Annotated in this window: 27 protein-coding genes; all 27 read right to left on the bottom strand. The window is 57.7% G+C overall.

The window, feature by feature from the left end:
- Position 1: 1 nt before the first annotated feature.
- Positions 2 to 1,279: an amino acid ABC transporter permease gene (locus V8J84_RS15795; RefSeq protein WP_339932918.1), complete on the bottom strand. Its 1,278-nt coding sequence runs from the start codon at positions 1,277 to 1,279 to the stop codon at positions 2 to 4.
- 140 nt (positions 1,280 to 1,419) lie between these two features.
- Positions 1,420 to 2,439: an amino acid ABC transporter substrate-binding protein gene (locus V8J84_RS15790; protein ID WP_339932916.1), complete on the bottom strand. Its 1,020-nt coding sequence runs from the start codon at positions 2,437 to 2,439 to the stop codon at positions 1,420 to 1,422.
- Positions 2,440 to 2,654: 215 nt separating this feature from the next.
- On the bottom strand, positions 2,655 to 3,365 hold the full coding sequence (locus tag V8J84_RS15785) for an ATP12 family chaperone protein (protein ID WP_339932914.1): 711 nt from the start codon (positions 3,363 to 3,365) through the stop codon (positions 2,655 to 2,657).
- The gene (locus V8J84_RS15780; protein ID WP_339932912.1) at positions 3,362 to 4,021 is read right to left on the bottom strand and encodes an HAD-IA family hydrolase; all 660 of its coding nucleotides are present in this window, start codon (positions 4,019 to 4,021) and stop codon (positions 3,362 to 3,364) included. The genes V8J84_RS15785 and V8J84_RS15780 overlap by 4 nt, the downstream gene beginning before the upstream one ends.
- Positions 4,022 to 4,024: 3 nt before the next feature.
- Entirely contained in the window at positions 4,025 to 5,074 is a 1,050-nt protein-coding gene (locus V8J84_RS15775) for an RluA family pseudouridine synthase (protein WP_339932910.1), read from the bottom strand.
- The gene (gene crcB / locus V8J84_RS15770) at positions 5,071 to 5,421 is read right to left on the bottom strand and encodes a fluoride efflux transporter CrcB (protein ID WP_339932908.1); all 351 of its coding nucleotides are present in this window, start codon (positions 5,419 to 5,421) and stop codon (positions 5,071 to 5,073) included. Before crcB ends, V8J84_RS15775 begins: the two co-directional genes overlap by 4 nt.
- The gene (locus tag V8J84_RS15765) at positions 5,418 to 6,731 is read right to left on the bottom strand and encodes a replication-associated recombination protein A (RefSeq protein WP_339932906.1); all 1,314 of its coding nucleotides are present in this window, start codon (positions 6,729 to 6,731) and stop codon (positions 5,418 to 5,420) included. Before V8J84_RS15765 ends, crcB begins: the two co-directional genes overlap by 4 nt.
- 95 nt (positions 6,732 to 6,826) lie before the next feature.
- Complete coding sequence (gene rplQ / locus V8J84_RS15760) at positions 6,827 to 7,243, bottom strand: 50S ribosomal protein L17 (RefSeq protein ID WP_339932904.1); 417 nt, start codon at positions 7,241 to 7,243, stop codon at positions 6,827 to 6,829.
- Between the two features lie 120 nt (positions 7,244 to 7,363).
- The gene (locus V8J84_RS15755) at positions 7,364 to 8,380 is read right to left on the bottom strand and encodes a DNA-directed RNA polymerase subunit alpha (RefSeq protein WP_339932902.1); all 1,017 of its coding nucleotides are present in this window, start codon (positions 8,378 to 8,380) and stop codon (positions 7,364 to 7,366) included.
- A 112-nt stretch (positions 8,381 to 8,492) separates the two neighbouring features.
- Positions 8,493 to 8,882: a 30S ribosomal protein S11 gene (gene rpsK, locus V8J84_RS15750; RefSeq protein ID WP_339932900.1), complete on the bottom strand. Its 390-nt coding sequence runs from the start codon at positions 8,880 to 8,882 to the stop codon at positions 8,493 to 8,495.
- A gap of 15 nt (positions 8,883 to 8,897) precedes the next feature.
- The gene (gene rpsM / locus V8J84_RS15745; protein WP_339932897.1) at positions 8,898 to 9,266 is read right to left on the bottom strand and encodes a 30S ribosomal protein S13; all 369 of its coding nucleotides are present in this window, start codon (positions 9,264 to 9,266) and stop codon (positions 8,898 to 8,900) included.
- Between the two features lie 160 nt (positions 9,267 to 9,426).
- Positions 9,427 to 10,104: a hypothetical protein gene (locus V8J84_RS15740; protein ID WP_339932895.1), complete on the bottom strand. Its 678-nt coding sequence runs from the start codon at positions 10,102 to 10,104 to the stop codon at positions 9,427 to 9,429.
- A 29-nt stretch (positions 10,105 to 10,133) separates the two neighbouring features.
- Positions 10,134 to 10,784 carry an adenylate kinase gene (locus V8J84_RS15735; protein WP_339932893.1) on the bottom strand — a complete coding sequence of 217 codons (651 nt, stop codon included), beginning with the start codon at positions 10,782 to 10,784 and terminating at the stop codon, positions 10,134 to 10,136.
- Positions 10,781 to 12,121: a preprotein translocase subunit SecY gene (secY, locus tag V8J84_RS15730; RefSeq protein WP_339933162.1), complete on the bottom strand. Its 1,341-nt coding sequence runs from the start codon at positions 12,119 to 12,121 to the stop codon at positions 10,781 to 10,783. Before secY ends, V8J84_RS15735 begins: the two co-directional genes overlap by 4 nt.
- A 123-nt stretch (positions 12,122 to 12,244) precedes the next feature.
- Positions 12,245 to 12,727, bottom strand: coding sequence for a 50S ribosomal protein L15 (gene rplO / locus V8J84_RS15725; protein WP_339932891.1), 483 nt, complete (start codon positions 12,725 to 12,727; stop codon positions 12,245 to 12,247).
- A gap of 217 nt (positions 12,728 to 12,944) precedes the next feature.
- Positions 12,945 to 13,913 (bottom strand): hypothetical protein, encoded by a 969-nt coding sequence (locus V8J84_RS15720; protein WP_339932889.1) that lies wholly within the window; start codon positions 13,911 to 13,913, stop codon positions 12,945 to 12,947.
- 110 nt (positions 13,914 to 14,023) lie between these two features.
- Positions 14,024 to 15,244 (bottom strand): threonine ammonia-lyase, encoded by a 1,221-nt coding sequence (locus V8J84_RS15715; RefSeq protein WP_339932887.1) that lies wholly within the window; start codon positions 15,242 to 15,244, stop codon positions 14,024 to 14,026.
- 57 nt (positions 15,245 to 15,301) lie between these two features.
- A complete protein-coding gene (locus V8J84_RS15710; protein ID WP_445285981.1) occupies positions 15,302 to 15,658 on the bottom strand; it encodes a DUF3775 domain-containing protein in 357 nt (118 codons plus the stop codon).
- Between the two features lie 149 nt (positions 15,659 to 15,807).
- Positions 15,808 to 15,996 (bottom strand): 50S ribosomal protein L30, encoded by a 189-nt coding sequence (rpmD, locus tag V8J84_RS15705; protein ID WP_339932885.1) that lies wholly within the window; start codon positions 15,994 to 15,996, stop codon positions 15,808 to 15,810.
- Between the two features lie 16 nt (positions 15,997 to 16,012).
- Positions 16,013 to 16,615 (bottom strand): 30S ribosomal protein S5, encoded by a 603-nt coding sequence (gene rpsE, locus V8J84_RS15700; RefSeq protein WP_339932883.1) that lies wholly within the window; start codon positions 16,613 to 16,615, stop codon positions 16,013 to 16,015.
- A 113-nt stretch (positions 16,616 to 16,728) separates the two neighbouring features.
- Positions 16,729 to 17,094, bottom strand: a complete 366-nt coding sequence (gene rplR, locus V8J84_RS15695; RefSeq protein ID WP_339932881.1) for a 50S ribosomal protein L18 — start codon at positions 17,092 to 17,094, stop codon at positions 16,729 to 16,731.
- An 11-nt stretch (positions 17,095 to 17,105) separates the two neighbouring features.
- Positions 17,106 to 17,639, bottom strand: coding sequence for a 50S ribosomal protein L6 (gene rplF, locus V8J84_RS15690; protein WP_339932879.1), 534 nt, complete (start codon positions 17,637 to 17,639; stop codon positions 17,106 to 17,108).
- 10 nt (positions 17,640 to 17,649) lie between these two features.
- Complete coding sequence (gene rpsH, locus V8J84_RS15685) at positions 17,650 to 18,042, bottom strand: 30S ribosomal protein S8 (protein ID WP_339932877.1); 393 nt, start codon at positions 18,040 to 18,042, stop codon at positions 17,650 to 17,652.
- 12 nt (positions 18,043 to 18,054) lie between these two features.
- A complete protein-coding gene (gene rpsN, locus V8J84_RS15680; protein WP_339932874.1) occupies positions 18,055 to 18,360 on the bottom strand; it encodes a 30S ribosomal protein S14 in 306 nt (101 codons plus the stop codon).
- A gap of 17 nt (positions 18,361 to 18,377) precedes the next feature.
- On the bottom strand, positions 18,378 to 18,941 hold the full coding sequence (gene rplE, locus V8J84_RS15675; protein ID WP_339932872.1) for a 50S ribosomal protein L5: 564 nt from the start codon (positions 18,939 to 18,941) through the stop codon (positions 18,378 to 18,380).
- Entirely contained in the window at positions 18,941 to 19,246 is a 306-nt protein-coding gene (gene rplX / locus V8J84_RS15670; RefSeq protein WP_339932870.1) for a 50S ribosomal protein L24, read from the bottom strand. The genes rplE and rplX overlap by 1 nt, the downstream gene beginning before the upstream one ends.
- Before the next feature lies 1 nt (position 19,247).
- A complete protein-coding gene (gene rplN / locus V8J84_RS15665; RefSeq protein ID WP_339932868.1) occupies positions 19,248 to 19,616 on the bottom strand; it encodes a 50S ribosomal protein L14 in 369 nt (122 codons plus the stop codon).
- Positions 19,617 to 19,670: the final 54 nt, after the last annotated feature.

Below are 19,670 nucleotides of genomic sequence, written 5' to 3'. Positions count from 1 at the left end.
ATCAACGCTCCCTCAGCTGAGTGCGGTTGTTGTAATAGTTCATCACCGACGAGATCAGCAGCGACAGAACCAGATAGAACAGACCCAAGAGCAGCATGCCCTCAAGCTCGCGTCCGGTCTGGTTGATGGTGATGCCGCCAAGCGTGGCGCGCACGTCCATGTAGCCCACCGCAATCGCCAGCGACGAGTTCTTGGTCAGGTTCAGATACTGCGAGATCAGTGGTGGCACGATCACACGCATCGCCTGCGGCAAGACCACAAGGCTCATGGTGCGGTTCGGCTGCAAGCCAAGTGCCGATGCGGCTTCTGTCTGGCCCTTGGACACAGCCAAAATACCCGCACGCACAACCTCTGCGATGAACGCGCCGGTATAAAGCGACAAAGCGATCCACAGCGCAATCAGCGAGTTACGAAGATGAACACCGTCAGAAAAGTTGAACCCTTTCAGATAGGGTTTCACAATCGTGGCGCCCAGAAAGAACAACACGAGGCCAACAGGGATGAAAAACACGGCCAAATTCACCCAAAGAGTATTGGGCCTGTCCCCTGTCGCTTCCTGGATGCGGGTAGCGCGCGTGTTGATCACACGGATCACGATCACGCTGATCAACAGCGTGCCAAGGATCAAAAGCCAGTCCATGCTACCGGATGCGACCGGCGTCAGGCCTTCCTGACTTGCGACAGCTTCGTCGCCGCTTAGTGAATTGGTGAAGCGAATGGTCGGGATGTATGTGCCACGGTTGGTGATCGCGATGCTATCGGCAAGGATCATGCTCGCCGCAGGATCTTCACCGCGAAATTCGTTGGGGCGTGGGGTCGATTCAGTGACCACCGCAAAGATCAGGATGATCCACAGCAGCAGCGGCACATTGCGAAAGCCCTCGACGTAGACGGCCATCAGCTTGTTGACGACCCAGTTCTTGGACAGGCGCAGCACACCGGCGATGACGCCGAGAACAGTGGCTGTCACACAGCCCAAAAGCGCCACAAGCAAGGTGTTGAGGATACCAACCACCGCCGCACGTCCGTGTGACATCTGGTTGTTATAGTCGATCAACATCTGGTTGATGTCGTAACCGGCAGCAGAGCTAAGGAACCCGAAGTTGAAATCCTTGCCAAGCGCGTTGAGGTTGCTGATCGTGTTATCGACAAGCCACCACAGACCGGCAACGATCAGGATCAGTGCGACCACCTGAATAGTGATCGAACGATAGCGGGTGTCATAAATAAGCTGGCTTGGCCGAAACGCGGATTTCGGCGCGTCAGTCATCGTGGACATGATAATCTCCCGTGGCACTCGTTTGGTTTTTCGTCGTCCGCCCGATTTTTCGGTGTCGTGACAACGCGATGTGCGCGTTTATTCTTGGTCGTCCAATGGCAAAAGGCCCGGGCGTTTGCCCGGGCCTTTCCCCGTAGGTCTTAGCGGAAAGGTGGCGAGTAGATCAGGCCGCCTTCGGTCCACAGTGCGTTCAGACCGCGAGCCAGACCAATCGGTGTGCTTTCACCGATGTTCTCCTCAAAGATCTCGCCGTAGTTACCGGCAACGCCGATCGCGTTTGCGAATGCGTCGGCTTCAAGACCGATCATCGCGCCCAGCTCACCTTCGGTGCCCAGCAGACGGTTGATCTCTGGGTTGTTGGTTGGTGCAGCGGACAGCTCGCCGATGTTGGCGGATGTCACACCCAGCTCTTCAGCTGTGATCAGCGCGTTCAGAGTCCAGCGCGCAATGTCGCCCCACTCGTTGTCGCCGTGACGGACCAGCGGGCCAAGTGGCTCTTTGGAGATGATCTCCGGCAGCAGAACGTGGTCGCCAGGTGTTTCGAAAGTTGCACGTGTCGCAGCCAGACCGGATGCGTCAGTTGTGTACACGTCACACGCACCGGCAAGGTACTGCTGCTGTGCTTCTGCGTTTGTTTCGATTGGCACGGGCTCGTACGAGATGTTGTTGGAGCGGAAGAAGTCAGCAAGGTTCAGCTCGGTTGTTGTACCGGTCTGAATGCAGACAGTCGCGCCGTCCAGATCTTTGGCGGAAGTCACGCCAAGTGCCTTTGGCACCATGAAGCCCTGACCGTCGTAGTAGTTCACGCCAACGAATTCGAACTTAAGGTCGACGTCGCGCGAGAATGTCCATGTGGTGTTACGTGCCAGCAGGTCGATCTCGCCGGAAGCGAGCGCTGTGAAACGTGTCTGACCAGTCGTTGGAACGAATTCGACAGCGTTTGCATCGCCAAGAACGGCAGCAGCAACAGCGCGACAGATCGCAACGTCAAAGCCTTCCCATTCGCCGTTTGCGTCGGGTGCGGCAAAGCCGACCAGACCAGTTGTCACACCACAGTTCAGCGTGCCGCGTGCTTTGACATCGTCAAGCGTCGCAGCCGATGCCGCGGCAGCAGACAGACCAGCAACAGTCAGTGCGCCGAGAAATACGGTTTTTTTCATTTTTACCTCTTCCTGAGTTTCCGCCAGAGTGTTTGGCGGATTTTCCGCCCCCTTTGCGGGGGACAGTTGTGAGTTGTAGAGAGTTTGCCCCTCTGACGCGGCTAGACTGGTCGGAATCGGGGCAAGACGTCAAGGGATCAAAGTAGAAACACCCCCTTAAAAGCGGGCAAAAATCCGTGATTTCACCTGTTGCAACTTGATTTGGCAGCTTGACGCTAAGGAAGGCTCATTTCAAAGAATCGTGCAGCATCTTCAAAGGCGCGGCGCTTGATCTCTTCTTGCGCAGCCGCGTCTTCATCGTCGCCCCATTGCTCGATTTGCCAGTGTTCGTCCACCCGCGACAACAGCCACGCAGCATCTGGGTCCAGGTGCCCCCGCATTACGGCCAAAGCCAGCACGATCGAACCTGACAGGCTGATCAGGTCATGCGCGGCGGTCAACTGGAACGGTGTGAGAGCCGTCAATTGCGATTTAAACGTCGCCAAAGCATCGCGGGTCTGCGGCACGTGCATCACACCTTCGCCCACGAACAGCCGCGCGCCGATGGTATTGGCCGCCCAATCCAAAAGCGGGTCCCACTTTTCAGCCTGTCTTGCCACCAACGCATCGGGGCCGGTTGCACGGTAGCACAGCAAATCGCTGTCGGCATAATCTGCCAGCAAATCAACAACTTCGTCAAACTGCGTGGCCACTTTATCAAGCGCTGCATTTGCCCCGCGTGTCACTGGCATAGTCAGCGGATTGATCGCATCCTCCTGCGCATCCCACTCCGCCGCAATCGCCTGCGCCATCGCGAGGCTTGGCACAACAAGGGTCGTTTTCGCCGGTGTCTTTACCGCGCGCCCGTCAAGCTGAACCGTGAAGCCACCGTCGGTTTCTACGGCTTCTGCTTGCTTCCAAAATCGCTTGGCTTTCCAGTCGCTCATGTCGTGTGTCCTGTCAGTTCGTCTATCGCCAGTTCCAGCGCGGTATGATCATGCACGATCCGGTCCGCACGGAGCGTGTCATGCGGATGATATCCCCACGCAACGCCGATGGTTTTCACGCCAGCTGCCCGCCCCATGTCGATGTCATAGGTCGTATCGCCAATCATGACCGTTTTATCGGCGTCGACACCGGTATCAGCCAAAACTGCCTGCACCATCGCTGGATGCGGCTTGGACGGATGAAAATCGGCCACTTGCTGGCTAAAGAATTTCCCGCCAAAACCGTGGCGTTCGATCATCTTATCCAACCCGCGTTTGGATTTCCCCGTCGCCACGGCCAGCAGCGTTTCGTCTTGCGCGTGCAGCTGGTCAATCAGGTCCGCCATGCCAGCGAACAATGGGCTTTCGCCGCCCTTGCCATCAGCCCCGCGCAGATCGGTGAACGCCTGCTTATATCCTGCGACAAGCCGCATCGTGTCGGCTTTGGGGCTAAGTTTGGTGAAAGCCTCAACGAGCGACAGCCCCACGATCGACAGCACTTGCTGACGGGTTGGAACGGTCAGCCCCTCGCCCGCATAGGCCACTTCCATTGCGGCCATGATCTCGGCTTGGCTATCGACCAACGTGCCGTCCACGTCAAAAATTACAACGCGCATGGGTTAGTCCGGCATGTTGAACGGATCAAAGGGCGCGTGGCTCACGTGCCAGCCCACGAAATCCCACGTGTTCTGCATGTGCTCTGGCAGAGGTGCGACAAACTGCATCTCGGCCCCCGTCATCGGGTGCTCGATGGTCAATGACCGCGCATGCAGGTGCATTTTGCGCGAAATATCACCACCCATGCCAGCGCCCCAGCCATCGCCAAGGTTCTCCTGCTCGGACCCACCGTATTTGCCATCACCAATGATCGGATGCCCGATCTCGGCCATATGTGCGCGTAACTGGTGCGTCCGCCCCGTGATCGGGACCAGCGCACACCACGACGCACGGCTGGCCAGCGTGTCCATCACCGCGTAATCCGACGTCGCGCGCTTGGCGCCCTCGGTGCTGTCCACATCGCGCGGATGCACGCAGCGCATCTTTTCGTTCTCGCCGCCGCGCCCGCCGCCGGACTTTACCAGCCCGTATTTGATCGTACCCGCACGCGGATGCGGCACGCCCGCAATCGCAGCCCAGTAAATCTTGCGCGTCTCGCGGTGCTTAAGGTTCTCGGTCAGCCCCTTGGCCGCCATGCGTGTCCGCGCCAACAGCAGCACACCCGATGTGTCACGGTCCAGACGATGCACCAGACGCGGCTTCTCTTCGTAATCAAACATCAGCGCTTCTGACATGCCGTCCACATGGCGCGTGGTGTTCGTGCCGCCTTGCGTGGCCAGACCGGGGGGCTTGTTGATCGCGATAATATGCTCGTCACGATAGAGCACACAGGACTGGATCAGCTTGGCATCCGCCTTGGTCACGCCCGCCTTCATCAGACTGCGCTGGTTCTCAACCTCTTCTTCGGTCGGCAGCGGCGGTATACGGACCTTCATACCGACATCTAGCCGCGCGTTCGATTTCACGCGGCCACCGTCCACACGCAACTCCCCCTTGCGGCACATCTTTTCGATGCGCCCTTGCGTCAGATGCGGGAACAGGCGCCGCAAGTAGCGGTCCAGCCGTTGATCAGCATCGTCAGGGCCAATGACCCGTGTTTGCACGCCACTCATGCGAAAACCTTTGCAATCCAGATGCCGGCAGCGCAGGCCGCAAGCGATAACAGAAGCGACGCCATAACATATCCGCCAGCCGCCGCCACCCTGCCCGCGTCAATCAGCCGTAACGTATCAAGGCTGAACGCCGAAAAGGTGGTAAAGCCGCCAAGAACGCCGGTGATGAAAAACGGCAACCATCCGTGCATGCCGCGCACTGTGAGGCTGTGCCAGATCAAGCCAATCGCAAGCGAGCCGATGACGTTCACCGTCAATGTGCCCAGCGGAAAGGCTACTGCTAGCCCCACCAGATAGCGCAGCACCGATCCGAGTGCCCCGCCCAAGGCCACTTGCAGCAAGATCACGACTTGCCCCTTTTCGTCCGCAGCCCCGCGAAATAATCGACGCGCTTTTTCAAATCACGCTCAAATCCGCGATCCACGGGCAGGTAATAGACACCGCGTTTCATTCCATCGGGAAAATAGTTCTGTCCGCTGAACCCGTCTTCAGCATCGTGGTCATAGGCATAGCCTGCCCCGAACCCCTGTTCTTTCATCAACGTGGTGGGTGCATTCAGAATATGTGCGGGCGGCGGCTCTGATCCGGTTTTCTTGGCGGCATTCATCGCGGCCTTGTAAGCGACGTAGCCCGCGTTCGATTTCGGGGCGAGCGCGAGATACGTCACCGCCTGCGCCAACGCGAGCTCCCCTTCGGGCGAACCAAGCCGCTCATAGGTCTCCCACGCGTCCAGACAAACGCGATGCGCCTGTGGATCGGCCAACCCGATATCCTCAACCGCCATGCGGGTGATGCGCCGCGCCAGATAACGCGGGTCTTCTCCGCCCGTCAGCATCCGCGCGTACCAATAGAGCGCCGCATCAGGATCGGACCCGCGCACGGATTTATGCAGGGCAGAAATCAGGTTGTAATGCTCGTCACCGGATTTATCGTATTTCGCCGCCCGCTTCATCAGGCGTTTGGTCAGATCGTCCACACCCAGCTTCTTGTCGGTCTTCCACGCCGCAATCTGTTCGATCAGGTTCAGCAGCGCCCGCCCGTCGCCATCGGCCATATTGATAAGCGCATCACGCGCGTCAGGTGCCAGCGGAAGGGGCTTGCCAAGTTCCTTCTCCGCCCGCTGGATCAGGCGTTCTAGATCACCCTCATCCAACCGCTTGAGGATCAGAACCTGAGAACGCGACAGCACAGCGGCGTTTAATTCGAACGATGGATTTTCCGTCGTGGCCCCGACCAGCAGGATTGTTCCGTCTTCCATATAGGGCAGAAAGCCGTCCTGCTGTGCTTTGTTGAAACGGTGGATTTCGTCCACAAACAGGAGCGTGCCTTTGCCGTTCTGACGACGCATTTTGGCGGCTTCAAAGACTTTGCGCAGGTCCGGCACACCGGTAAAAATCGCGCTGATCTGGACAAAATGCAGGTCGGATTCATTGGCCAACAGCCGCGCGATAGTCGTCTTGCCAACCCCCGGCGGCCCCCAGAAGATCAACGACGACAGCGATCCTGACGACAGCATGATGCCAAGGGGCGCGTCCGGTCCCAGCACCTGCTCTTGCCCGATCACATCACTCAGCGACTGTGGGCGCAAACGATCCGCAAGCGGGCGCGGGGCCATAGTGTCTGCTGCTTTTGCGCCGCTGTCAAAAAGATCTGCCATGCGTTTTACTTTCAAACAAAAGCTGCGGTGCCGCAACGACAAAGCCCCGCATCGCTACGATACGGGGCTTTGCAGAATTTCAATGAGCGGGCGGCTTATTCAGCGTCGTCCATCTCGACCAGACGGGCCTTGTCGGCGGCACCTTTGGCATCCACGTCACGATCAACGAATTCGATGATCGCCATTGGTGCCATGTCGCCGTAACGGAAACCGGCCTTCAGCACGCGGACATAACCGCCCTGACGCTCGGCATAGCGTGGGCCAAGCACTTCAAACAGCTTGGCTGTGTGCATTTCCTGCTTCAGACGCGCGTTGGCCTGACGGCGGGCATGCAGATCGCCGCGCTTTGCAAGCGTGATCAGCTTTTCGATCGTGCGCTTGAGCTCTTTTGCTTTTGGCAGCGTCGTTTTGATCTGCTCGTGCTCGATCAAAGAGCCAGCCATGTTTGCGAACATCGCCTTGCGGTGTTCGTGTGTCCGGTTCAACCGGCGGTATCCTCGTGCGTGACGCATGTGATAGTCTCCATTTTGTGTTAGGGTGGGCAGTCCGATGCGTGTCGGCTGCGCCTTTATTGGGGCAGGATGCCCGGGGTAGTCACTGCGGCGCGAAGGTGTCCCCGCGCCGCAAATATCTTAGAACGCGTCTTCGAACTTTTTCGCCAGATCTTCGATGTTGTCCGGCGGCCAGTCCTCAACGTCCATGCCAAGGTGCAGACCCATGCCAGACAGCACTTCCTTGATCTCGTTCAAGGACTTGCGGCCAAAGTTCGGCGTGCGCAGCATCTCTGCTTCGGTTTTCTGGATCAGATCACCGATATAGACGATGTTGTCGTTCTTCAGGCAGTTGGCCGAACGCACAGACAGCTCAAGCTCGTCAACCTTCTTCAGAAGAAGCGGGTTGAACTCCAGACCATCGTCGTCAGAGCCGGCAGACGCGGACTCAGGCTCGTCGAAGTTGACGAAGATCGACAGCTGGTCCTGAAGGATACGCGCAGCATAAGCCACAGCATCGTCAGGTGTCAGCGACCCGTCGGTTTCGACCTTCATGGTCAGCTTGTCATAGTCCAGCACCTGACCTTCGCGGGTCGGCTGCACGTCGTAAGACACTTTCTTGACCGGCGAATAGATCGCGTCGATCGAGATCATGCCAATCGGCGCATCTTCCGGCTTGTTCTTTTCAGCCGCAACATAGCCCTTACCGGTATTCACGGTCAGTTCCATGTACAGATCAGCACCATCGTCGAGGTGGCAGATCACGTGATCCTTGTTCAGGATCTCGATGCCGTTGGTTTCCGAAATGTCGCCAGCAGTCACAACGCCAGGGCCTTTGGCCTGAACGCTCAGACGCTTGGGGCCTTCGACTTCCATACGGATCGCAACACCTTTGAGGTTCAGCACGATATCGGTGACGTCTTCACGCACACCGGACACGCTTGAAAACTCGTGCAGCACGTTGTCGATTTGCACAGCCGTGATGGCCGCACCTTGCAGCGACGACATCAGGATGCGGCGCAGCGCGTTGCCCAGTGTCAGACCAAAGCCACGCTCAAGCGGCTCGGCAATCACTGTTGCCTGACGCGCAGGATCGTTACCCGGCTTTACTTCCAATTGAGTTGGTTTGATCAACTCAGCCCAGTTCTTGTGGATCATGTGTCCCTCCATTCCTGTCTGCCTTTCATGTCCAAAAGGCAAACGCCCGAGGTTTCAAAATGACGGATTGGGGCCGTGGACAAATCCACGACCCCAAGGCGTTTCGCTTAGATTAGACGCGGCGGCGCTTTGGTGGGCGGCAGCCGTTGTGCGCCATTGGTGTCACGTCACGGATCGATGTGATGTTGAAACCAACAGCGGCCAGTGCGCGCAACGCACTTTCACGGCCGGAACCAGGGCCCTGCACTTCGACTTCCAGTGTCTTCACACCGTGGTCTTGTGCTTTCTTGCCCGCATCCTCGGCAGCCATCTGAGCCGCATAAGGTGTGGATTTCCGCGAACCCTTAAAGCCCATGGTGCCAGCAGACGACCAAGAGATCGCGTTGCCCTGCACGTCAGAGATCAGGATTTTTGTGTTGTTGAAAGAAGAGTTTACGTGAGCAACGCCAGCGGCGATGTTCTTGGAGACCTTCTTTTTCGTACGACGAGTATCGCGTGCCATATCGAATGCCCTCCCTTATTTCTTCTTACCGGCAATGGCCTTTGCGGGGCCTTTGCGTGTGCGTGCGTTTGTCGATGTCCGCTGACCGCGAACTGGCAGGTTACGACGGTGGCGCAGGCCACGGTAGCAACCAAGGTCCATCAGACGCTTGATGTTCATCTGTGTCTCGCGACGCAGGTCGCCTTCCACAGTGAGGTTGGCGTCGATGTATTCACGGATCGACAGGATTTCTGCGTCGGACAGCTGGTTCACACGACGGGTCATGTCGATGTTCACGGCTTCGCAGATGGTTTCGGCAGTAGTTGTGCCGATACCGGTGATATATGTCAGGGCGATTGGAACCCGCTTTGCAGTCGGGATGTTTACGCCGGCAATACGTGCCACGTGTGCAATTCCTTTTCGTTGCGGGTCCGTTGTTCCAGACCCTTTTTTCACAACAGAAGCCCGCAGCGGTTATGCGCGGGCCTTCGTCATATCGAGGTGGTCTGTGGCGTCAGGGGGCGACCCTTAACCACAAGTTGATTCCCTTTGGGGATGGGGGCTTTTAGGGGTGTTCGCGGGTGGGGTCAACCGCCTGATGTTCCAATTGCCGCGACCGGACACGAAGCGCCTGAAATTGTCCGGACCGCAGCGCGTTTTTGTGCACAAACCCGATCTGGATCGGGATCACCGGCAGCTTGAGGATTTGCGCCACGGCAAACCGGTGGTGGCCGTTGCGTGCCCGAATAAGGGTGCCGTCACGGCCAATGTGACACAGAATGCCAAGCTCCTCGCGCAGGCCGTGCCCCCCGATTTCATCGCGTGTCTTCAACCGCCCTGCCGCACGGATTTCAGCATAAAGACGATCCAGCGCAGCATAGCGCGCCAATAACTCCGCACGGCTAAAGCAACCGTCCACCTCACCGTCACGGGCGATCTTCTTCATCAGATTGTCGATGATGCCCGTGTCTTCCCACGACTTGCCATTGACAAAACGGGCGGCGCACGCGCGGTATTTCCGTTCTTTACAGACCTGTTTGACAGCCAGATCCCAGTCACCATCACGAACCGTGCCCGATATGGCTTCATGGAATGGAATACGCTCGGGCAGTTTGCGGGGCGACCACTTGAGCTTGATGTCCTGCGGGTCGACGAACAATCGCTCGTGGGTCAGGGGCGCATGCCTGCCGTAGCGCAACAGATTGGAGACATCGCGTCCAACCTTTTGGACCCGCGCAGGCACGATGCGAGCGCGAGCACCCAAATCAGAGTTTAACTGTTGGACAGTGCAGACGAAATCGACTGCGCGACGTCGTCCATCGACGCCAGACCATCAACCGACGCCAGATCGTCTTTGGCGTAGTAATACCCAACCAGTGGAGACGTCTGTTTGTAGTAGGCCAGCAGGCGTGTGCGCAGGCTGTCTTCGTTGTCGTCGGCACGGCGCGTCTGGTCGGTGCTACCACAGTTGGAGCATTTACCGTCCGCAGGCCACGGCTTGGTGTTGTCGTTGTAGACCTCACCGCAATCACCACAGGTGGACCGAGCCGTGATACGGGCGACAAGCGCGTCGTCGTCGACCTGCATTTCGATCACGCGGTCAAGGTTCTCACCCATGTCGGCAAGCAGTTCACCCAGCGCGTCGGCCTGTGCCAGCGTGCGCGGGAAGCCGTCGAAGATATAACCGTCGGCGCCGTTGTCTGCCTCAAGCTGTTCGCGGATCAGACCGATGACAATCTCGTCGGTGACAAGGTTGCCCGCATCCATAACGGCAGCCACTTTCTGGCCCATCTCCGTGCCTGATGTGCGTGCAGCGCGCAGCATATCACCGGTGCTCAGTTGCACCATGTTGCGTTCGTCCACCAGCTTGCGTGCTTGTGTTCCCTTACCCGCACCCGGCGGCCCCAGCAGAATAATGTTCATCGACGCGACGGTCCCTTACGTTTGGCCCCGCCACGCTTGCCACGCAACTGAGACTTTTCGATCAGCCCCTCGTATTGATGGGCCAGAAGATGAGACTGGATTTGTTGGATCGTGTCCATCCCCACAGAGACAATAATCAGAACCGATGTGCCGCCAAAGTAAAAAGGAATGGCCAGCTGCGCGCGCAGAATCTCCGGCAGCAGCGCAACAAGCGCCAGATAGCCTGAACCAAGAACAAGGATACGCGTCACAACGTAATCAAGATACTCTGCCGTCTTTTTGCCGGGGCGAATGCCGGGCACAAAGCCGTTCTGGTTCTTGAGGTTGTCGGCCACATCATCAGTCTTGAACGCTACTTCCTTGGTATAGAAGTAAGTGAAGAACACGATCATGCCGCCAAAGAACAGCAGGTAAAGCGGCTGTCCGGGGCCAAAGTAGGCCAGGATCGTAGACATCACCGGTCCCGTCGATCCGCCACTGAATGTGCTGATCGTTGTGGGCAGCAACAGCAATGCCGAGGCAAAGATCGCGGGGATCACGCCAGCCGGGTTCACCTTGATCGGCAGGTGGCTGGAAGAGCTGTCGTACACCTTCATGCCACGCTGTTGGCGCGGGTACTGGATGTGGATTTTGCGCAAGCTGCGCTCCATGAACACCACAAACGTCAGGATCGCGATGACCATCAGAATCACGCCGATGATGACAGCAGGGCTGATTGCACCCGAACGACCTTGGGACAGGAACTGCGCCATGGCGGCAGGAATTTCGGCGATGATGCCGACGAAGATAATGAGCGAGATACCGTTGCCGATACCGCGTGCCGTGATCTGCTCACCCAGCCACATCAGGAACATGGTGCCGCCGACGATGGTGATGACGCAGGATGCGGTGAAGAACAGGCCCGGATCAGACGCCAGACCACCCGCCTCGAGCGATTTGGCTAGGCCGTAAGCCTGTGCCGTGGCCAGCAAAACCGTACCGTAGCGGGTGTATTGGTTCAGCTTGCGCCGCCCCTGCTCACCCTCTTTCTTGAGGTTTTTCAAAGGCTCCCACATGGAACCCAAAAGCTGCACGATGATCGACGCCGAGATATACGGCATGATACCGAGGGCAAAGATACCCATCCGCGAAAGCGCACCACCGGTGAACATCGACAGGATACCGCCGATGCCAGCGGCTGCATCTTCCATGAACGCACGCAGCTCGGCGCCATCGATTCCGGGAACCGGAATGTATGTGCCAAGGCGGTAAACGCACAGAAGGCCAAGGGTAAACAGGATGCGCTGGCGCAATTCGGTCGCTTTGCCAAGCGCGCCCCAGCTCATGTTGGCTGCCATTTGTTCTGCTGCGGATGCCATGGTGTCTCTTTTTTTTGAAAACGCCGCCGAGCGGTTCCCCGTCGGCGGCGTGCAAGGAAATCAGATCACTATGTAAGCGACGGTTTCGCCGCTCACAAGGTGTTACTCGGCTGCCGCTTCTTTCGGAGCAGTCACAGTCAGCTTACCGCCAGCCTTTTCAACAGCTTCAACGGCACCGGCAGATGCGCCAGTCACTGTGATGTTCGCCTTGGCCGAAAACTCGCCTTTGGCCAGAACGCGCACGCCGTCTTTGACGCGACGCAGCGCACCGGAAGCGACCAGCGCCTCTTCGGTGATGTCGTTTTTCGCGTCGATCTTGCCAGCGTCGATGAATTTCTGGATCAGACCAAGGTTGATGACAGCAAATGTCTTGCGGTTCGGCTTGTTGAAGCCGCGCTTTGGCAGACGCTGGTAGATTGGCATCTGGCCGCCTTCGTAGCCTTTGATCGCTACACCCGAACGGGACTTCTGACCTTTGATACCACGACCACCGGTCTTACCCATGCCGGAACCAGGACCACGGCCAACGCGTTTGCGTGGCTTTGTGGCGCCTGCGTTATCGGACAGTTCATTCAACTTATACATTGTCGCTTCTCCTTTTGCCGGAACTGACCCCCAGCGACGGGAGCGATCAAACACGGCGTTTCAACAGGTCGGATTCGTAGTGCCGACTGGCGGCGTATAGCGGGATGATCGGGGGCGATCAAGTGGTCCCGCCTGTCATTTTCCGAATGTGAAAAGCGTGCACCGGAAAATCGTGTTCTGCGGGGACACTTGCGCGCAAATGTCCCCGCAAGATGGATCATTCCTCGGCGACAAACGTGCCCTGAAGCGCCAACCCGCCAAACCCCAAACCGTTCTGAACAGTAAGCCCCTGCGAGATCGAGATTGCGCCCGATGCCTGATCAGCAGCCGCACCGTTAATCTGACCACGCAGCGCAATGTCGCGTGTATCAACCACGCCGTTAGCGGTCTGCGAGGTACTGGCGCTGTTTTCAAATGTGCCGTCCGCCATCAATGTGGCAGATGGCAAAGTAAAGACAGTTGTGTTCACGGCCCCAAGCATCGCGCCGGTATCGACATCAATTAGCGACAGGTTCGTGACCGTCCCGCCTATCGTGTCAGCGGCAAAATCAACGTCAAGCGCTACGTCACCGGTGCCGTTGTAGGTACGCGGGGCCCCCACAACGATTGCATCGCTGACGCTGTCCCCAACGTAAATGAATGTCCCGTTCATCGTTGTTGACGCATTCGGTTGCGACGCGCGTCCGTCGATGACAGACGTGTAAATGTCACCTCCAAAGGCACTAGAGCGGGCGACGTCTGTCCAGATGGCAAAGTTCGGATTGGTGGTGTTGTAATCGGTTTCGCGCAGTGAAATCGCCCACGATCCACGATCCTGGGTATTCAACGTAATCAGCTCGTTTTCATGGCCGATCACCATGTTGTTGCCATCCACGGCCGCGTCACCCCCGACAAAGGCCTGAAGGTTCTGTCTCGCAGGGACATTCACAACTGCATTCTGCACAACAATCGGAGTGTTCGGGCTAGCCGGATCGTCAATTGTCACGGTGTCAGTGCCATCGTCGAACCGGACGCGGCTGATCGTGCTATCAGCTGGCATCGGGCGGTTAAATCCGTTCTGGAAATTGGCCAAAGGCGACGGATTGTCAGTGTCGTAAAGGATAGACCCGTTCGAGCTGGTGCCAGAGCTACAGGCGCTCAGACCAGCTGCAACAACAGAAAGCAAAACAAAAACACGCGTGGACATAAGTCACTCCAATTCAAAGGCTTAGAAAAAAGAAGGATGGAAAAGAAAAAAGTATCTGTCGCGATGCTAGTCCAACTGACGACGCAATAACAACTGCTTTGCTGCGGGGGTCAAATGCCGCTGTCGGTCCGCAGTCGAAAACCCTTTCCGCGCAGGGTGCTGACGATGTCGTGGACGTGGCCCGCGTCGCGCGCTTCGATCACAACTTCCAGCTCTGCCTCTTTGAGCGATACAGATTGCATCATGCGTTGGTGAATCACCTCGATCACGTTGGCGCCTGCCTCGCCGATAATACGTGAAATATCCGAAAGCTGGCCCGGCGTGTCGTCAATTTCGAACGTCAGGCGTGTGATGCGGCCATCGCGCACGAGGCCGCGCAGGATAAGTGTTGAGAGCAAGCGGCTGTCGATATTGCCACCGCAAATCACAAGGCCCACCTTTTTGCCCGCGTAGGACGCCAGCTTGTTCTTGATCACGGCAAGGCCCGCACCGGGCGCGCCCTCGGCCACCAGCTTTTCAGCCGAAAGCAGGTCGAACACACCCTCTTCGATTTCAATCTCGGTTGCGCTGTCCACGCGGGTGACGTGTTGGCGGATTATGTCGATGTTGGCAGGGGCTGGCGTTTTGACTGCGATGCCTTCGGCCAGCGTGGCCCCGTCGAAATTGGTGGGCGCGTTGTCGAACTGGGCTTTGACGGCGTCAAAGACTTGAGCCTGAGCGCCGATGATCTCGATCGCTGGTTTGATGGCCTTTGCCGCGACGGCCATGCCCGCGATCAGGCCACCGCCGCCCACTGGCACAACGATCACGTCCAGATCGGGGGCCTGTTCGAGCATTTCGATGGCGATGGTCCCCTGCCCTGCGGCCACGTGGGGATCGTCGAAGGGATGAACGAAGGTCAGATTGTTTTTGGCGGCCAGATCAAGCGTGAACTGCACCCCGTCATCAAACCCTTTGCCGTGTTGGATGACCGTAGCACCGAAGTCTTCGGTGCGTTTGACTTTGTTGAACGGCGTGCCTTCGGGCATGACAATGGTTGAGGCGATGCCAAGCCGCGTGGCGTGATAGGCAAGCCCCTGTGCGTGATTGCCCGCGCTGCACGCGATGACGCCTGCTTTTTTCTGGGCTTCCGTCAGCGTGAGCAGTTTTGCCAGCGCACCACGGGCCTTGAAAGCGTTGGTGTGTTGCAAGTTTTCCAGCTTCAGATGCAGGTCGATCCCTAGCTGTAGCGACAGGCGCGACGCAGGCACCAGCGGCGTGCGGATGGTCGCGTCTTTGATCGCGGCATAGGTCTGTGTGATCAGGTCAGGGGTCAGGCGTGTCATCGTCATGTCGTCACCTGCGGCCAAGGGCATGTCAAGGAATGTCTGGCGCCGCGTCCCCGCCCGTCAGTCGCGGAAATGATCCTCGGCATCGGTGACGTCGACGCCAAGCGCCTCGAGCCCCGCCTCAAGGTCATCGCCCAGTTGCGGCAGACCTGACAGATAATCCTCGGTTGGCGCCGTTGCTTCGGCGCGCGCCGTTCTGAGCGCTTCGTCCCAGTCATCGGCATCAAAGGTGTCACGTCCGACCCACATGATCGCAACCAGATTGGCCGCTTCGTCGGCGTTCAAACCCGCGATATAATCGTGCAGTTGATGGCTTTCCGGTCCGTATTCCCGCGACAGAAAAATGACACGGACGACTTTGTTTGTGCTGATATCCGGCAAGGTAGCCTCCTGCTTTGGGACGACGTTTGACGCCATCACTACACCGCGCGGGGCCTCATTTTGCAAGATTTATCCATTTACGCCACACAACCCGGGCAGACCGCCAAAGCAAAAACGCCCCGCAGCATGGCTGCGAGGCGTTTCTAAAAATCGCGATCCGGATCAGTTGATACGGGAAAAAAGCCTTAGCCTTTTTCTTCGATGATCTCGACCATGTGGCTGACCGAGTTCACCATGCCGCGGACGGAAGGTGTGTCTTCCAGCTCGCGGGTGCGGTTCATTTTGTTCAGGCCCAGACCGATCAGCGTTGCACGCTGTTTGGCGGGGCGGCGGATGGGCGAGCCCACCTGCTTGACGACGATTGTTTTAGCCATTGTCATCTACTCCTGTTTACGCGTCTGCGGTGGCTTCGGCGACGGGGGCGTTGTGCGCCACGTCGGTCTGCTCATCCACGACATCACGCTTTGGCAGAATGTCAGCGACTTTCTTGCCACGGCGCTGTGCGACGTTACGCGGGGACTGCTCGGCCTTGAGGCCGTTCAGCGTTGCGCGGATCATGTTGTAAGGGTTGGCCGAGCCGATGGACTTGGACACAACGTCCTGCACGCCCAGCATCTCGAATACGGCACGCATTGGACCACCGGCGATGATACCGGTACCAACTGGTGCTGTGCGCATCACAACGCGGCCCGCACCGTGGCGGCCCTCGATGTCGTGGTGCAGTGTGCGGCCGTCGCGCAGGGCGACGCGGATCATCTGACGCTTGGCCTGCTCTGTGGCTTTGCGGATCGCCTCAGGGACTTCTTTCGCTTTACCTTTGCCGAAACCGACGCGGCCTTTTTGGTCACCTACAACCACAAGGGCTGCAAAACCAAAGCGCTTACCGCCTTTTACTGTCTTCGAAACACGGTTGATCGCGACAAGACGGTCCTGAAACTCAGGTGTCTGCTCTTCGCGGTTGCGGCCACGGCCGCGGTTTTCACGTTCTGCCATTGATGCAGTCCTTATGATGTGGGTCAACTGACCCCGTTTATCCGATCCCAGTGCGCGGATGCGCCCGGATCATCGAAGGCGCGAGGGGTTGCCCACCCGCGCCTTGCGCTGTCTTAGACTTTCAAGCCACCTTCACGGGCTGCGTCGGCCAGAGCCTTCACTTTGCCGTGGAACAGGAAGCCACCACGGTCGAAATAAGCAACTTCGACGCCAGCTTTCTTGGCGCGTTCTGCGATTGCAGCACCCACCTTGGCAGCGGCTTCGATGTTGTTCTTGCCGACCACGCCCAGATCTTTCTCGAGCGAGGACGCGGAGGCGATTGTCACGCCGTTCACATCGTCGATCAACTGGACGCTGATGTTCTTGTTGGAGCGGTGCACGGACAAACGGGGACGACCCACGTTTGCTGTGACCTTCTTGAGCTTGTTCCGGACGCGCATGCGGCGCTTCAGAAACAGGTTTCTTTTGCTGTTTGCCATAATGCGTGTCCTTACTTCTTCTTGCCTTCTTTGCGGAAGATATACTCGTCCACATACTTGATGCCTTTGCCCTTATAGGGCTCTGGCTTACGCCAAGCGCGGATGTTCGCCGCGACCTGACCGACAAGCTGTTGGTCGATACCTTCCACAACGATCTGGGTCTGCTTGGGAGCAGTCACCGTCACGCCTTCGGGCACTTCAAAATTGACGTCGTGGGAGTAACCCAGTGCCAGCTTCAGGGTGTTGCCCTGCATCTGTGCGCGGTAACCCACACCGTTGATCTCAAGCTCTTTCTTGAAACCTTCGGTGACGCCGTGGGCAAGGTTGGCGACCATCGTGCGGGTCATGCCCCACTGCTGACGGGCGCGCTTGGACTTGCCGCGTGGCTCAACCGTGACGGACTGGCCGTCAACGGAGATTGTCACGTCGTCTGTTGCTTTGAAGCTGCGGGTCCCCTTGGGGCCTTTCACTTCGATGGTCTGACCGGATACGGACGCCGAAACGCCGGATGCCAGTTCAACCGCTTTTTTACCAATACGAGACATTACGCTCTCCTTAGAATACGGTGCAGAGCACTTCGCCGCCAACGTTGGCTGCACGTGCATTTGCGTCCGACATCACACCCTTTGGGGTGGAGACAATCGACACACCCAGACCCTGACGGACCTGTGGGATGTCATTGGCGCCCATGTACACGCGACGACCGGGCTTGGAGACCCGCTTCACTTCGCGAATGACAGGAGTGCCTTCGTAATACTTCAGTTCGATACGCAGGGCGGGGTGACCGTCCTTGCCGTCAACTTTTTCGTAGCCACGGATGTAGCCTTCGTCAGCCAGCACATCCAGAACCCAAGCGCGCAGTTTGGACGCAGGTGATTCCACCGTTGCCTTGCCGCGCATCTGGTTGTTGCGGATACGTGTGAGCATATCACCGATAGGATCGTTCATATCTAATGCTCCTTACCAGCTCGACTTGACCATGCCGGGGATTTCGCCATTGGAACCAAGGTCCCGCAGCGCGATCCGGCTGATCTTGAGTTTACGGTAATAGGCGTGTGGACGCCCGGTCAGCTGACAGCGGTTGTGCAGACGCACAGCCGAAGAGTTGCGTGGCAGTTTCGCCAGCTCAAGTGTTGCCTTGAACCGCTCTTCTACGGGCTTCTCTTTGTCGTTGATGATCGCCTTCAGGGCTGCACGCTTTTCAGCATACTGCGCCACCAGCTTTTCACGCTTCACTTCGCGTGCGATCATGGATTTCTTAGCCATATCTAATTCCTTCCCGCTTAGCTGTTGAAAGGCATGTTGAAAGCTTTCAACAATGCTTTTGCTTCAGCGTCGGTTGCCGCAGTGGTGCAGATTACGATGTCCATACCCCAGTTCTCATCAATCTTGTCGAAGTTGATTTCTGGGAAGATCAGGTGCTCTTTGATGCCGGTGGCGTAGTTGCCGCGGCCATCGAAAGATTTGCCGGACACGCCGCGGAAGTCGCGGATACGTGGCATGGCAACAGTGATCAGACGGTCAAGGAATTCATACATCCGGTCGCCGCGCAGTGTGACCTTGGCGCCCAGTGGCATGTCTTCGCGGACGCGGAAACCAGCGATGGATTTCTTTGCCGTTGTTGTCATGGCCTTCTGGCCGGCGATTGTGGTCAGGTCTTCCTGAGCCGTCTTCGCCTTTTTGCTGTCACGGACAGCTTCTGCACCGCAGCCGATGTTCAGGACGATTTTGTCCAGACGCGGGATCTGCATGTCGTTCTTGTAGCCGAACTCTTCCTTCATGGTGCCACGGATTGTGGAGGCATAAAGGTCCTTGAGACGGGGGGTGTAGTTTGCGGTATCAAGCATCAGATCGCATCCCCTGTTGTCTTGGCGTAACGCACCTTGTTGTCACCATCCATGCGGAAGCCGACGCGGGTTGCTTTGCCGTTTGCATCTACAATCGCCAGGTTCGACAGCTGGATCGGCATCGCCTTGGGTGTGCGACCACCCTGCGATGTCTGGGACTGCTTTGTATGGCGGATTGCCATGTTCACACCGTCAACCACAGCTTTGCCAGCCTTGGGGTCGATGGATGTGATGGTGCCTTTGACGCCTTTGTCCTTGCCAGCAAGAACAACAACGTTGTCACCTTTTTTCAGCTTGGCGGCCATATTACAGCACCTCCGGAGCGAGCGAGATGATTTTCATGAAGTTCTTGGCACGCAGCTCACGCACAACTGGGCCGAAGATACGTGTACCGACAGGCTCATTGTTGTTGTTGAGGATGACAGCGGCGTTGCTGTCAAAGCGGATTGCTGTGCCGTCTTCACGGCGTACTTCTTTGGCAGTGCGAACGACGACGGCTTTACGCACGTCACCTTTTTTCACACGACCGCGTGGAATGGCTTCCTTCACCGATACGACGATAATGTCACCGACACTCGCGTAACGACGGTGGGAACCACCCAGAACCTTAATGCACTGAACACGGCGCGCGCCGCTGTTGTCAGCAACATCCAGGTTGGTCTGCATCTGGATCATTTGGTTTCTCCCGACCTATAGGGTCTGTCCCGATTTCCGACCGGGCCCCTAGGG

Source organism: Yoonia sp. 208BN28-4 (assembly GCF_037543925.1).
Classification (GTDB): domain Bacteria; phylum Pseudomonadota; class Alphaproteobacteria; order Rhodobacterales; family Rhodobacteraceae; genus Yoonia.
Note: the sequence above shows the minus strand (reverse complement) of the source record. Positions and strands in the feature narration are given on the sequence as shown.